Annotated in this window: 13 protein-coding genes; 8 read left to right on the top strand and 5 right to left on the bottom strand. The window is 62.3% G+C overall.

Features of this window, described 5'->3' with window-relative positions; translation table 11 throughout:
• Positions 1–101: 101 nt before the first annotated feature.
• Positions 102–680, bottom strand: coding sequence for a superoxide dismutase [Fe] (gene sodB, locus B0G77_RS09570; protein WP_133661927.1), 579 nt, complete (start codon positions 678–680; stop codon positions 102–104).
• Between the two features lie 230 nt (positions 681–910).
• Positions 911–2,290, bottom strand: a complete 1,380-nt coding sequence (xseA, locus tag B0G77_RS09565) for an exodeoxyribonuclease VII large subunit (RefSeq protein ID WP_133661926.1) — start codon at positions 2,288–2,290, stop codon at positions 911–913.
• Positions 2,291–2,853: 563 nt separating this feature from the next.
• Between xseA and lpxK the strand changes: the two genes are divergently transcribed.
• The 5 genes from lpxK (at position 2,854) to B0G77_RS09540 (ending at position 6,842) form a co-directional block, all read left to right on the top strand.
• Entirely contained in the window at positions 2,854–3,870 is a 1,017-nt protein-coding gene (lpxK, locus tag B0G77_RS09560; RefSeq protein ID WP_133661925.1) for a tetraacyldisaccharide 4'-kinase, read from the top strand.
• On the top strand, positions 3,851–4,057 hold the full coding sequence (locus tag B0G77_RS09555) for a Trm112 family protein (protein WP_133661924.1): 207 nt from the start codon (positions 3,851–3,853) through the stop codon (positions 4,055–4,057). Before lpxK ends, B0G77_RS09555 begins: the two co-directional genes overlap by 20 nt.
• Before the next feature lie 146 nt (positions 4,058–4,203).
• Positions 4,204–5,013, top strand: a complete 810-nt coding sequence (kdsB, locus tag B0G77_RS09550; RefSeq protein ID WP_133661923.1) for a 3-deoxy-manno-octulosonate cytidylyltransferase — start codon at positions 4,204–4,206, stop codon at positions 5,011–5,013.
• A 229-nt stretch (positions 5,014–5,242) separates the two neighbouring features.
• Positions 5,243–5,905, top strand: coding sequence for an adenylate kinase (gene adk, locus B0G77_RS09545; protein ID WP_133661922.1), 663 nt, complete (start codon positions 5,243–5,245; stop codon positions 5,903–5,905).
• Between the two features lie 178 nt (positions 5,906–6,083).
• Entirely contained in the window at positions 6,084–6,842 is a 759-nt protein-coding gene (locus tag B0G77_RS09540; RefSeq protein ID WP_133661921.1) for a 3-hydroxyacyl-CoA dehydrogenase, read from the top strand.
• A 121-nt stretch (positions 6,843–6,963) separates the two neighbouring features.
• Here the strand turns inward: B0G77_RS09540 and B0G77_RS09535 are convergent, their stop codons facing one another.
• Together B0G77_RS09535 and murJ are read right to left on the bottom strand one after the other, a co-directional pair.
• A complete protein-coding gene (locus B0G77_RS09535; protein WP_133664083.1) occupies positions 6,964–7,806 on the bottom strand; it encodes a SirB1 family protein in 843 nt (280 codons plus the stop codon).
• Positions 7,807–7,811: 5 nt separating this feature from the next.
• A complete protein-coding gene (gene murJ, locus B0G77_RS09530; protein ID WP_133661920.1) occupies positions 7,812–9,362 on the bottom strand; it encodes a murein biosynthesis integral membrane protein MurJ in 1,551 nt (516 codons plus the stop codon).
• 431 nt (positions 9,363–9,793) lie between these two features.
• Between murJ and rpsT the strand changes: the two genes are divergently transcribed.
• On the top strand, positions 9,794–10,072 hold the full coding sequence (gene rpsT, locus B0G77_RS09525; protein ID WP_133661919.1) for a 30S ribosomal protein S20: 279 nt from the start codon (positions 9,794–9,796) through the stop codon (positions 10,070–10,072).
• 246 nt (positions 10,073–10,318) lie between these two features.
• Here rpsT and B0G77_RS09520 read toward each other — a convergent pair whose 3' ends face one another.
• On the bottom strand, positions 10,319–10,666 hold the full coding sequence (locus B0G77_RS09520; protein WP_133661918.1) for a DUF3579 domain-containing protein: 348 nt from the start codon (positions 10,664–10,666) through the stop codon (positions 10,319–10,321).
• A gap of 429 nt (positions 10,667–11,095) precedes the next feature.
• Here B0G77_RS09520 and argF point away from each other — a divergent pair, with 429 nt between their 5' ends.
• Positions 11,096–12,025, top strand: a complete 930-nt coding sequence (gene argF, locus B0G77_RS09515) for an ornithine carbamoyltransferase (protein ID WP_133661917.1) — start codon at positions 11,096–11,098, stop codon at positions 12,023–12,025.
• Positions 12,026–12,259: 234 nt separating this feature from the next.
• The gene (locus B0G77_RS09510) at positions 12,260–13,486 is read left to right on the top strand and encodes an argininosuccinate synthase (protein WP_133661916.1); all 1,227 of its coding nucleotides are present in this window, start codon (positions 12,260–12,262) and stop codon (positions 13,484–13,486) included.
• Positions 13,487–13,599: the final 113 nt, after the last annotated feature.

Below are 13,599 nucleotides of genomic sequence, written 5' to 3'. Positions count from 1 at the left end.
TTGCTGGCTGTGGGCGACCTTATTGCGCGAAGCGGTTCAGTTTGATCGAACCGCTGCGCAGCCGCCCAGAATTCATCACCAGGCGATGAACCGCAATTCGCTTACGCGAAGTTGGTCGCTGCGAAATTCCAGTTCACGAGGTTCCAGTACGCTTCGACGAACTTCGGACGCGCATTGCGGTAGTCGATGTAGTACGCGTGTTCCCACACGTCGATCGTCAGCAGCGGTTTGGCGTCGGTCGTGAGCGGCGTAGCCGCGTTGCTGGTCGACACGAGGTCGAGCGAGCCGTCAGGCTTCTTCACGAGCCATGCCCAGCCCGAGCCGAACGTGCCGACTGCGACCTTCGTGAACTCTTCCTTGAATTTGTCGTAGGAGCCCCACTTCGCGTTGATCGCGTCGGCCAGCGCGCCCGTCGGAGCACCGCCACCTTGCGGCGACAGGCTGTTCCAGAAGAACGTGTGATTCCAGATCTGGGCTGCGTTGTTGAATACGCCGCCCGACGACTTCTTGACGATTTCTTCCAGCGACAGATTCTCGAACTCGGTGCCGGGAATCAGCTTGTTCAGGTTGGTCACATAGGTCTGATGATGCTTGCCGTAGTGAAACTCGAGCGTCTCTTCCGACATGTGCGGAGCGAGAGCATTCTTCGCGTACGGCAGCGGCGGGAGCGTATGTTCCATGATTGCTGTTCCTTCTATCGTGTTATGGGGAGTCTGCGGATAACGCTGTAGAGCACTCGATTGTAGGCGACTTGGAATAACCCCGCAAACCAGCGGCCTTTATGCATGGCATTGCCAGAACGCGCTGCATGAAAGCCGTAAAAGATGCTCAGGCAGCGCGTTTCGCGAGGTCAAAAGTACGGATGTCGAAGCGGGTTCAGAACCGCTTTGAAAGCCGCGTCGAGCCCGCCTTAAAACCCGTCGGTCAGGCGCGGCTGAACGTCGGCGAACGCGATATCAGCGGAGCCTTCCGCGAGATGAACGGTAAAACGGCGGCCCGGCTTGAGCGCAGCCGGCGCACGCACCGCGCGTCCGCTCTGCCCGTCGAGCAGTGCCGCATAGCCGCGCTCGAGCGTGCGTTGCGGACTCAACACTTCGAGTCGCGCAGTTAGCGTAGCGACGCGTGCCGTCTGCCGTTCGTGCAACCGTTGCTGCGCACCCTCGAGACGTTGACCAAGCGAATTCAACGTCGCGCGATGCCCGGCGAGATCCGGACGCCAGCGCTGCCAGTGCATCTGCAACAGCGAGAACTGCGCCCGCGCATCGCGCGCCGGTCGCGCACCCGCTGACGCGAGCCTTACAGAAAGCTGCTGAAGGTGAGTGCGCTGCCGGGCGAGCCGTTCGGCCGGCGAAACGAGACGGCGGGCGAGCCAGTCGAGTTGTTGCGCGCGACGCTCCATCATCCGGCCGAAGCCACGTGCGAGCGTGGCGTGCCGGTGGTCCAGATCGCGTAACAACAGCGCGCGTTGCGGACTCACGAGTTCGGCGGCGCCGGTCGGCGTCGGCGCACGCACGTCGGCGGCAAAATCGGCGATCGTGAAATCGGTTTCGTGCCCGACGCCGCTCACGACCGGCAGTTCGCTCGCAGCAATCGCGCGTGCGAGGACTTCCTCGTTAAACGCCCACAGATCTTCGATCGACCCACCCCCGCGGCACACGATCAACACGTCGACTTCGCGTCGTGCGTTCGCGCATTCGACCATCGCCGCGAGTTTCGCGCTCACACCCGCGCCCTGCACGGGCGCCGGATAGACGATCACGGGAATATGCGGCGCGCGGCGCGCGAGCGTCGTCAGGACATCGCGCAACGCAGCGGCCTGCAGCGACGTGACAATGCCGATCGCGTGTGGATGCGCCGGCAAGGGGCGTTTGCGTTCGGCGGCAAAGAGACCTTCCGCTTCGAGCTGAGCCTTCAGTTTCAGGAACGCTTCGTAGAGACGCCCCTGCCCGGTGCGGCGCACCGCCTCGACATTCAATTGCAGCTCGCCACGTGGTTCATACATCGTGACGAGTGCCCGCACTTCGATACGGTCGCCTTCGCGCGGCGTGAATTCAGCGTATTGCGCGCGACCGCGGAACATCACGCAGCGCATCTGCGCCTGCGCGTCCTTGATCGAAAAATACCAGTGGCCGCTCCCCGCGCGCGTGAAATTCGAGACTTCGCCCGCCACCCAGACGAGCGGGAACGAACGTTCAAGCATCGAGCCGATTGCGCGATTGAGCGCCGACACCGGCACGACGACCTCGCCGCCCGGCAGCGCGGGCGACGAAAAGGGACTTTCTGGATTCATGCGAGGGACGTGTTGACGAGGCCGGACAGACGATAGACCGACTGGCCATTCCCGTCCAGCGCGGTGCGCATAATGTGGGAAGTGTCCACATCGGTGCACCATCGTGCTCGCGAGTCGGCGGGAGGGCGGCGCAGCCCGGTAATCAAAACGCATGTCATTGATTTATAAGGAATTTCCATCTAACAAATATTTGACGACCCCGACAGGAGGTAACCGCGACGGCCCTTTCCGGTCATCGGAGGCCAAGTTCTCCACAAAGTTATCCACAGGTCGGAAAGGCGAAAGTTCGGGCTGCACGGCGGGCCGCCTGATGGCGGCCGACTTGCCGCATACGACACCGGCGCGCTAGAGTGCCGGGTTTCCAGGGCGTATTTGGCGTCCGCTCGTCGAGCTGCCGTCTGGCGCGCTGGCGTAGCGTTGCCGCCCGGCCGCCAGCCGGATCGAACGATTGCGCTTTATCTTCTCATCGCCCGGAGACCTGTGTTGCTGCCTGACCTGTCTGTCCTACCCGCTCTGCGCGTGACGTCGTCTGGATCGGCGCGACGCGCGCCGGCGTTTTTCTCATGAATGGCCTGAAATCCCGGATCGAGGCGCGTCTTGCGCAGGAATGGCAGCAACGCGGCCCGCTCGCGTGGGCGCTCACGCCGTTTGCCTGCCTCTTCGGCGCCATCGCCGCCGCGCGTCGCGCTGCGTTCGCGCTCGGCTGGCTCAAGACCGTGCAGGTGCACGTGCCGGTCGTGGTGGTCGGGAATGTGACCGTTGGCGGAACCGGCAAGACGCCGACCGTCATTGCGCTCGTCGACGCACTGCGCTCGGCCGGCTTTACACCGGGCGTCGTCTCGCGCGGCTACGGCGCGAAAATCGTTCAGCCGACGGCTGTGACGCCGGCTTCGCCAGCCACCGCCGCCGGCGACGAGCCGCTGCTGATTTCGCGGCGCACCGGTGCGCCGGTCTGGGTCAGCCCGGACCGCGTCGCCGCGGCGCGGGCGCTGCGCGATGCGCATCCGGACGTCGACGTGATCGTCAGCGACGACGGCCTGCAACACTACCGGCTCGCGCGCGACTTCGAACTGGTCGTCTTCGATCATCGTCTCGGCGGCAATGGTTTTCTCTTGCCGGCTGGCCCCCTGCGCGAACCGCTTTCGCGCCATCGCGACGCCACGCTGGTCAATAACCCGTATGACCGCGCGCTGCCTCCCTGGCCTGATACGTTCGCGCTCACCCTTGCGCCCGGCGACGCATGGCATCTCGACAATCCGAAGCTGCGCCGCCCGCTCGCCCAGTTCAGCGGCGAGCGCGTGCTGGCTGCAGCCGGTATCGGCGCGCCGGAACGTTTCTTCGCGACACTGCGCGCCGCCGGACTTTCGCCCGCGACTCGCGCGTTGCCCGACCATTACGCGTTCGCGACGAATCCGTTCGTCGACGTCGATGCCGACACGATCCTGATTACCGAAAAGGATGCGGTAAAATTAGGGTCCTGGCATGATGCGCGGATCTGGGTTGTCCCAGTTGAAGCCGCGCTGGATCACCGCCTCATTGCACTCGTTGTGGAGAAAGTCCGTGGACGCTCGCCTGCTTGAAATTCTTGTCTGCCCGATCTGCAAGGGCCCGCTCAGCTACGATCGTCCCGCGCAGGAACTAATCTGCCATGCCGACAAGCTCGCCTATCCGATCCGCGACGGCATCCCCGTGATGCTCGTCGACGAAGCGCGGCAGACCGTCGAAGGCACGCCCGTCGAACCGTTGAATCCGCCGTCGGGCTCGTAACGTCCGCGAGGTTCGCGAAGCGGACCCGCAATTGCCCGCTGCCTTTGCCCACTGTCACTGTTCGTCCTCACTGCCCGTTGTTCGCCGCGCACCATCCCGCGCGCCGATCATCCGCCTGAGCCTCTCACACGCTGCCCTTCCTTGCGATGACCCAGTCCACGCCACCAGGCACCCAGCCGTTCATCGCCGTCGTTCCGGCCCGCCTCTCATCGACCCGTCTGCCGAACAAGCCGCTCGCCGATATCGGCGGCAAGCCGATGGTGGTGCGCGTAGCAGAACGCGCGCTGGAATCCGGCGCGCGGCAGGTGCTGATCGCATCGGACGCGCAATCAGTGCTCGACGTCGCTCGCGAACATGGCATCGAAGCGATGCTGACGCGTGCCGATCATCCGTCGGGCACCGATCGCCTCGCCGAAGTGGCCGCGCATTTCGGCTGGAGCGACGACACGATCGTCGTCAACGTGCAGGGTGACGAGCCACTGATCGATCCGGCGCTCGTGCGCGGCGTCGCGTCCCACCTCGCGGCAAGCGACGGCTGTGCCATCGCTACCGCGGCCCATCCGATCTCCGATCCCGCGGAAATCTTCAATCCGAACGTCGTGAAGGTCGTGCTCGATGCGCGGAGCGTCGCGCTGTACTTCTCGCGCGCGCCGATTCCGTGGGCACGCGACGCGTATCAGCCGCACTGGCCCGATGTCGCATCGATGCCCGTGCCGCCTGCAGTCGCGACCGTCTACCGGCACATCGGGCTGTACGCGTATCGCGCGAAATTCCTGCGCACATATCCGACGCTCACGCTGTCGCCAATCGAACAGGCCGAGGCACTCGAACAGCTGCGCGCGATGTGGCACGGCGAGCGGATCGCGGTGCTCGTCACGCAGGATGCGCCGTTGCCGGGCGTCGATACGCCGGCCGATCTCGCCCGCGTGCAGGCGCTATTCGGGTCGCGAGCATAAAAACCCATGGCATAATTGAACGGTTGCGCGAGCCGCCGGAACCAATCTTCGTCAGGGTTTCCCCTCGATTGTGCCGCCGCCTGTCTTGCAGCGCCGTCATTCATGACGTGCTGCGCGAGACACGCCGCCGCTTATCGCATGGGTCACAGAAACGCACTGAGCGAAGCTTTGTCGATACCCCGCAAGCCTCGCGCCGCCAAAGAATTTACCTAGATCTGGAGATATCACCATGCGTTTGATCCTGTTGGGCGCACCCGGCGCGGGAAAGGGCACCCAGGCAAACTTCATCAAGGAAAAATTCGGCATCCCGCAGATTTCCACCGGTGACATGTTGCGTGCAGCCGTCAAGGCGGGCACGCCGCTGGGCCTCGAAGCCAAGCGCTTCATGGACGCAGGCGAGCTCGTCACCGACGAGCTGATCATCAACCTCGTCAAGGAACGCCTGCGCGAGCCGGACTGCGCGAACGGTTATCTGTTCGACGGCTTTCCACGCACGTTGCCCCAGGCAGAAGCCATGAAGCAGGCGGGTGTTGCGATCGATTACGTGCTGGAGATCGACGTACCGTTCGACGAGATCATCGTCCGGATGAGCGGCCGCCGCATGCATGCGGCGTCGGGTCGCACGTATCACGTGAAGTTCAACCCGCCGAAGGTCGACAACGTCGACGACGTGACAGGCGAGCCGTTGATCCAGCGCGACGACGACAGGGAAGAAACGGTCAGGAAGCGTCTCGACGTGTATGTCGCGCAGACGAAGCCCCTTATCGAGTACTACAACGACTGGGCAAAGCGCGGCGACGAGAACGGCCTGAAGGCGCCGCAATACCGGAGCATTTCCGGGCTCGGCTCGGTGGATGAAATCCGCGCGCGCGTGTTCGATGCGCTGAAGTGAACGCGCCGGATGTGAACTGAAAAACCCGCCTCGTGCGGGTTTTTTTATTTGCTGGCCATCGCGTTATAAAAAAGCACAGTCGCCCTCTTTTGCTGCGACTGCACCTAGTGCCGCTACAATCGTCGATCAATAAATATTCAAACCTGAGCGGTCGACGGACCGAAACAAAGGAGCAGTCATGGAGATTCGCAACAACGTATTCCTCATCACGGGCGGCGCATCGGGCCTGGGCGCGGCGACTGCGCGCCTCGTGGTCGAGCACGGCGGCAAGGTTGTGCTCGCCGATCTCAACCAGGACGCCGGCAATGGCCTCGCGAAGGAACTCGGTGGCGTGTTCGTGAAATGCGACGTCAGCCGCGAAGAGGACGCAACACACGCCGTCGAAGCCGCGACAAAACTCGGCACGCTACGCGGCCTGATCAACTGTGCAGGCGTCGCGCCGGCGATCAAGACGGTTGGCAAGGATGGTCCGCATCCGCTCGACGCCTTCGCAAAAACCATCTCGATCAACCTGATCGGCACCTTCAACATGATCCGCCTCGCCGCGGCTGCAATGTCGAAGAACGAGCCGACTGAGAACGGTGAGCGCGGGGTGATCGTCAACACGGCTTCAGTGGCTGCGTTCGACGGACAGATCGGGCAGGCGGCCTATGCGGCATCGAAGAGCGGCGTGGTCGGCATGACGCTGCCGATCGCGCGCGATCTGTCGCGCAACGCGATCCGTGTCATGACGATTGCCCCCGGCATCTTCGAAACGCCGATGCTGCTCGGCATGCCGCAGGACGTGCAGGACGCGCTCGGCGCGATGGTGCCGTTCCCGCCGCGCCTCGGCAAGCCGTCGGAGTATGCGATGCTCGTCAAGCAGATCCTCGACAATCCAATGCTGAATGGCGAAGTCATTCGCCTCGATGGTGCGATCCGGATGCAGCCGAAGTAACGCTGAAGTAAGCGCATTACGCTGGCGGAAATGAAAAAACGCCTGCGATGTGCATCGAGCGCATCGCAGGCGTTGTCGTAAGTGACCTGCGCGAGGTATCGCGCCTTACGTCGGCATCGAATCAATCGCGGTCGTTATGCTGCGTGCGCTGACGCAACTCGTGCAACTGGGACTCCACGACGGTTGCATCTTCCGCATCCGGACGGTCGCCGAGATAGCGTTCGAGGTCCTCGAGCGCGGGCCGCAGGTAATCCAGCCGCGCATACGCGAAGCCACGATCGCGCACTTCCTCGATGCTTTCCGGCAACAGGATCACAAGACGCTGCTGCACACCGAGCAGACGCTGCCAGCGTTCCGTCTGAAGATAGGTCGCCTTCAAGTTGCGCAGCATGCGCGCGATGATCTCGCGACGCGTCGCCGGTTGCAGCAGTATCCGCAGCGCTCGCCCCACCGACTCCCCCGCTTTCGCCACATACGGCTCGAGCATCTCGACCATCTCGGGCTCGGTCAGCGAATGTCCCGAGGTCGGATTGAGCATCACGTCGCCGTCGGGCGTTGTCACGCGCAGCAGGAAGTGCCCCGGAAACGACACACCCCGCACCGGAACACCGATCTGGCTCGCCATCTCCAGATACAGCACCGCGAGCGAGATCGGAATGCCGCGACGACGTTTCAACACGATATTCAGATGACTGTTGTCCGGATCGTAGTAGTCGTTGAGGTTGCTGGCGAATCCCAGCTCGCGAAAGAAGAAACGGTTCAGGATGCCGACTTTCTGCTTGAGGTCGGCATCGTCCGGCATACGGCGGCGCAGCCGCACGACCAGTTCGTCGATCTCGGCGAGCACGCCCGTCATGTCGAGATCCGGATAGGCGTCCTGCGCAAGCGACAGGGCCGCTTCGGTGAGCGGCAGGCTGTCGTCGTCGGCTACAAGCGTACTGAAATAGTCGAGAACCCGCGTCATCGTCATCACTTCACCCGCCTTCTGAAATACGCGTATTTGAAGCCCATCGCCCAGAGCATACCGAAATATAGCGCGGCGAACAGGACGAGGCACGCGCCCAGCAAAACGATGCGGCGTACCGGTTCGGCGTGCAGGCCGACCCAGTCGAAACTTATGGAGAACCAGTGCATCGCGCCGGCCAGCACGAGGCACGCGCCGAGCAACTGCACGAAGAAATGCGCCCAGCCGCTGGACGGCATATAAATGCCACGGCGACGCAGCATGATGAACAGCAGCGATGCATTCACGCACGAGCCGAGGCCGATACTGAGCGTCAAGCCGGCATGCGCGAAGATCGGCACGAACACGTAATTGCTCAACTGCGTGACGATCAGCACGCCGACCGCGATTTTCACTGGCGTCTTGATGTCCTGCTTCGCGTAAAAACCCGGTGCGAGAATCTTGATGAGGATCAGTCCGATCAATCCGACACCGTATGCCGACAATGCACGGCTCACCATCACCACCGCATGGCCATCGAACCTGCCGTAGTGGAAGAGCGTAGCGGTCAGCGGCTCAGCGAAGAAGAACAGCGCGGCCGCGCTCGGCGCGGCGAGCAGAAACGTCACGCGCAGGCCCCAGTCGAGCAGCGACGAATATTCGTGCGGATCGGCGTCGACGTGCGCCTTCGACAGGCTCGGCAACAGGATCGTGCCAAGCGCGACACCGAGCAGCGCAGTGGGGAACTCCATCAGCCGGTCGGCGTAGTTGATCCACGATACCGCGCCGGGACCGATATGCGACGCGATGTTCGTGTTGATGATGAGACTGATCTGCGAAGCGGATACCGCAAACATCGCCGGCACCATTTTCGACAGCACGCGCTTGACACCACGGTGCGCGAGCGCGCGCATCGGGTTCAGACCGATGCGCGGCATCATGTCGATTTTCTTCAGCCCCGGCAGTTGTACGAAGAACTGCAGCACGCCGCCCGCGATCACCGCCCATGCGAGTGCATAAACGGGCGTCTTCATGTGGGGTGCGACGAATACCGCCGCAGCGATGAACGCAACGTTTAGCAGAACGGGCGCAAACGCAGGCAGCGAGAAACTCTTGTACGTGTTGAGCACCGCGGACGCAAGCGAAGTCAGCGAGATAAACACGATGTACGGAAACATGATCCGCGTCATCGAAACGGCAAGCGTATACGCCTGTCCGTCGGCCCGCAGGCCGGAGGCGACGACGAAGACGACAAACGACGCGCCAGCAATGCCGATCAGCGAAAGCAGGACCAGCGCCCAGGCAAGTACGGTCGAGGTCGCGTCGACAAGCGCCTTGGTCGCGTCGTGGCCTTGCTGGTTCTTGAACTCGGCAAGAATGGGCACGAAGGCCTGAGAAAATGCACCTTCGGCCGAAATCCGGCGCAGCAGGTTCGGGATGCGGAAGGCGACGTAGAACGCATCGGTATATTGGCTGGCGCCGAACGCTCGGGCGATCAACGTCTCGCGGGCCAGACCGGTCACGCGCGACAGCAGCGTGAATCCGCTGACCGTCAGCAGGGCTCGGAATAGATTCATGGGGCGCTTATTATACGGGTGCCGCTCGCACCGGCGAGCGAACGAAAAGCCAGGACGCGAATCGGACCGCGTCCGGAGCCAGACGTTCGCGCAATGTTCCGCTGGATAGCCGCTTGCCGCGGCGGCGCCGTAAGCGTGCGTCTGCAGTTTTGCCGGCGCCCCGGCAGCTGCCGGGGCGCGCCGCACCTGCTCAGATCGACTTTTCCGATTGCCACTTGCCTGATTTTGTTGCTATAATCGCTGGTTTCGAAGCTCGCTCAGCTTTTGGGTCATTCCTGAATCGCTCCAAAGCATGGCAGTTTTCGCGTATCGGTCAGTCTCAGTCGACTCAATTGCGCCTCTGGGCAATCGCTTCCAGAGGTTCTGAAAAAAGCAGCGTCGGCCCATTTACCAGGGCGACTCTGGAAACAGGAACAGGATAAGGAACCGTCATGGCTAACTCCGCACAAGCACGCAAGCGCGCCCGTCAGGCCGCCAAGGCAAACTCGCACAATTCGGCGCTGCGCTCGAAGTTCCGCACCGCGATCAAGGCAGTCCGCAAGGCAATCGACGCCGGCGACCAGGCCAAGGCCGCTGAACTCTTCAAGGCGTCGTCGAAGACGATCGACATCATCGCCGACAAGAAAATCGTTCACAAGAACAAGGCCGCTCGTCATAAGAGCCGCCTCGCTGCAGCCATCAAGGGTCTGCAAGCGCCCGCAGCGCAGTAAATCCGGTCAGCCCGCTTCGGTGGGCCACCTCCTGTTTCCGCTGCGTCATGAAAGCCCGCTCTGGCGGGCTTTTTTGTTTGCCTCGGCGGTTATTGCCCTCATCCTGGCGAGCCGCGCGGCACACTTAGCGCGCCGCGACCAACACATCCAACACCAACGCCGGGCACAAAAAAACCCGCTACCGCGGGTTCTTGCATTGGTTGCTGCCGCGAGAGCCACGCGCCAGCCATCTACTCAACCACCCGACTAGGCCTTCTCCGCTGCAATCTGCTGCTGTGTGCCGTGGTGAGCCGGCAATTCGCACGCCTCGGTCACGACGAGATCGTTATCTTTCGCGAAGTTCATGACGAAATCGAAAGCCATCGGTTCGATGTCACGAAGGCGCGAATCGAGAATGACGACCTTGAGGTCGCCGATGATCGTCGGACGCACGTACACCGAATATTGCATGTAGGCGTTCGGCCCCTTCCTCGCGCCGGGACCGAAACCTGACATCACGCCAGCGAGTCGCTCCGACCAGTCGCTCGGCCGAAACTTCCTTCCGCTCTTCGTGATCCCCTGAATGAAATATTCGGTTGGAGGTGCTTCGGCCATGTAGAGATACCTGTGTGACTGCCCAGTGAAGTGCCGGCGAATGCGGCTGCCTGAACACAGCGGACACGACAACCCCTGAGCACATCGCGCGGCGCTGAAAACACCCCGCGGGGAAGGTGAGCGCTACGTGCGCCGCATGCGTCGGATACGCTTGACAGCCGGACGCGCGACCCGTGTCCCGCAAGCCTGGCGCCTGCACGGCCGTGCTTGGGAAAACCCTGAGATTATAGCGCAGCAGATGTTCTTCCGCACTGCACACAACCGCCCGGACGATGCGGCGAGCATGTCGCTCTGACCGTGACAGCGACATGACAGGCCTTTTGGCCGACTCGTCAAACCCGGCAAAATCCTTTATCCTGCATTGAGTTACCACAAACAACGGCGGCGCCGTCCGGCACTTCTGCCGGGTGAGACCGCCGTATTTGTTTTATGACCGCCAAGAAAATTCGCCACTATCTGCAGTTCAAGGACTTCTCGCTGGACGACTACGAGTACGTGCTGGAACGCGCGCGCATTTTGAAGCGAAAGTTCAAGAACTACGAGACCTATCACCCACTCCACGACCGCACGCTCGCGATGATCTTCGAGAAAAACTCGACGCGCACGCGCCTGTCGTTCGAAGCGGGCATCTTCCAGCTCGGCGGCCATGCCGTGTTCATGAGCACGCGCGACACGCAGCTAGGCCGCGGCGAACCGATCGAAGATGCCGCGCAGGTGATCTCGCGAATGGTCGACATCATCATGATCCGCACGTTCGGCCAGGACATCCTGCAACGTTTCGCCGACAACTCGCGCGTGCCGGTCATCAACGGCCTGACGAACGAATACCACCCGTGCCAGGTGCTGGCCGACATCTTCACCTACTTCGAGCATCGCGGGCCGATCCGCGGCAAGACGGTCGCGTGGGTCGGTGACGCGAATAACATGCTGTACACCTGGATCGAAGCGGCACACATCCTCGGTTTCAAGCTGCGCCTGTCGACACCGGCCGGCTACAAGCTCGACCATGCGCTCGTCGCGCCTGAAAGCGCGCCGTTCTGGCAGGACTTCGACGATCCGCATGAAGCCTGCGAGGGCGCCGATCTCGTCACGACGGACGTGTGGACCAGCATGGGTTTCGAAGCCGAAAACGAGGCGCGCAAAAAAGCCTTTGCCGACTGGTGCGTCGACGCCGACATGATAGCGCGCGCCAACCCGGATGCCCTGTTCATGCACTGTCTGCCTGCCCATCGCGGCGAAGAAGTGAGCGCGGAAGTGATCGACGGGCCGCAGAGCGTCGTATGGGACGAAGCGGAAAACCGTCTGCACGTGCAAAAGGCGCTGATGGAATACCTGCTGCTCGGCAAGCTGAATCACTGAGCAGTACCAGCCGCGACGGACGGTAACGGGTCACCTCCCCGGTGGCACCGGTCACCTGCATGTCACGCATCCGGCGAGCCGCGGCCACCTGCGCAGCGTCTCGGCAACTCACCCGTCGCGCTACCCAAAAACGCGGATCACGCGGCGATTTAGTGTCAAAATAGCGTTTTTACGCGCTCCGGAATGGCCGGCGCGCCCCTGTTTTTGTCCCAGTTTCCCAGCTACGAGTTCACCATGAGCGATATCAAGAAAGTCGTGCTCGCCTATTCGGGCGGCCTCGACACCTCCGTCATCCTGAAATGGTTGCAGGACAACTACGACGCCGAAGTCGTCACGTTCACGGCCGATATCGGCCAGGGCGAAGAACTGGAGCCGGCGCGCAAGAAAGCACTGCAACTCGGCATCAAGCAGGACAACATCTTCATCGAAGACCTGCGCGAAGAATTCGTGCGCGACTTCGTGTTCCCGATGTTCCGTGCGAACACGATCTACGAAGGCGAATACCTGCTGGGCACGTCGATCGCGCGTCCGCTGATCGCGAAGCGCCAGATCGAGATTGCCCGCGCAACCGGTGCCCAGGCCGTGTCGCACGGTGCGACCGGCAAGGGCAACGACCAGGTCCGCTTCGAACTCGGCTACTACGCGCTCGAACCGGGCATCAAAGTCATCGCTCCGTGGCGCGAATGGGATCTGCTTTCGCGTGAAAAGCTGCTCGCTTACGCCGAGAAGGCTGGCATTCCGATCGAAATGAAGCACAAGCAGGGCGGTGCGCCGTACTCGATGGACGCGAACCTGTTGCACATTTCGTTCGAAGGCCGTCACCTCGAAGACCCGAAGGCGGAAGCCGAACCCGACATGTGGCGCTGGACGGTCTCGCCCGAAGAAGCGCCGGATCAGGCGGAATACCTCGACATCGAATACGAGCGCGGCGACCCGGTCGCGCTCAATGGCAAGCGCCTGTCGCCGGCCGAAATGCTGACCGAACTGAACCGTCTCGGCGGCAAACACGGCATCGGCCGTCTGGATCTGGTCGAAAACCGCTACGTCGGCATGAAGTCGCGCGGCTGCTATGAAACGCCGGGCGGCACCATCATGCTAAAAGCGCACCGCGGCATGGAGTCGATCACACTCGACCGCGAAGTCGCTCACCTGAAGGACGACCTGATGGCGCGCTATGCGTCCATCATTTACAACGGCTACTGGTGGAGCCCGGAGCGTCGCGCCATCCAGGTGCTGATCGACCATACGCAGGAAAAGGTCAACGGCTGGACGCGCGTGAAGCTGTACAAGGGCAGCGTGTCCGTGGTGGCGCGCGACTCGAAGGACACGCTGTTCGACAAGACCATCGCGACCTTCGACGACGACGGCGGTGCATACAACCAGGCCGACGCCGGTGGCTTCATCAAGCTGAATGCGCTTCGTATGCGGATCGCTGAAAACGCGCGTCGCCAGCGTAGCTGAGCATTGAACTGACTGATGCCGCGCGCGGTTTTTCGCGCGCAACGGCATCCGCAAAAAAGGCGCCGGGAGTGATCCCGGCGCCTTTGTCATTGTGTTGCCGTCAATTTGTCCTC

The organism is Paraburkholderia sp. BL10I2N1, assembly GCF_004361815.1.
Lineage (GTDB): Bacteria > Pseudomonadota > Gammaproteobacteria > Burkholderiales > Burkholderiaceae > Paraburkholderia.
The sequence above is the reverse complement of the archived record's forward strand: the minus strand, read 5'-3'. Positions and strand labels throughout refer to the sequence as shown.

What these genes read in the sequence shown, in the direction of transcription:
- sodB (WP_133661927.1), bottom strand. Translation starts at nt 680, where the DNA reads ATGGAACATACGCTCCCGCCGCTGCCGTACGCGAAGAATGCTCTCGCT.
- xseA (WP_133661926.1), bottom strand. Translation starts at nt 2,290, where the DNA reads ATGAATCCAGAAAGTCCCTTTTCGTCGCCCGCGCTGCCGGGCGGCGAG.
- lpxK (WP_133661925.1), top strand. Translation starts at nt 2,854, where the DNA reads ATGAATGGCCTGAAATCCCGGATCGAGGCGCGTCTTGCGCAGGAATGG.
- kdsB (WP_133661923.1), top strand. Translation starts at nt 4,204, where the DNA reads ATGACCCAGTCCACGCCACCAGGCACCCAGCCGTTCATCGCCGTCGTT.
- adk (WP_133661922.1), top strand. Translation starts at nt 5,243, where the DNA reads ATGCGTTTGATCCTGTTGGGCGCACCCGGCGCGGGAAAGGGCACCCAG.
- B0G77_RS09540 (WP_133661921.1), top strand. Translation starts at nt 6,084, where the DNA reads ATGGAGATTCGCAACAACGTATTCCTCATCACGGGCGGCGCATCGGGC.
- B0G77_RS09535 (WP_133664083.1), bottom strand. Translation starts at nt 7,806, where the DNA reads ATGACGCGGGTTCTCGACTATTTCAGTACGCTTGTAGCCGACGACGAC.
- murJ (WP_133661920.1), bottom strand. Translation starts at nt 9,362, where the DNA reads ATGAATCTATTCCGAGCCCTGCTGACGGTCAGCGGATTCACGCTGCTG.
- rpsT (WP_133661919.1), top strand. Translation starts at nt 9,794, where the DNA reads ATGGCTAACTCCGCACAAGCACGCAAGCGCGCCCGTCAGGCCGCCAAG.
- B0G77_RS09520 (WP_133661918.1), bottom strand. Translation starts at nt 10,666, where the DNA reads ATGGCCGAAGCACCTCCAACCGAATATTTCATTCAGGGGATCACGAAG.
- argF (WP_133661917.1), top strand. Translation starts at nt 11,096, where the DNA reads ATGACCGCCAAGAAAATTCGCCACTATCTGCAGTTCAAGGACTTCTCG.
- B0G77_RS09510 (WP_133661916.1), top strand. Translation starts at nt 12,260, where the DNA reads ATGAGCGATATCAAGAAAGTCGTGCTCGCCTATTCGGGCGGCCTCGAC.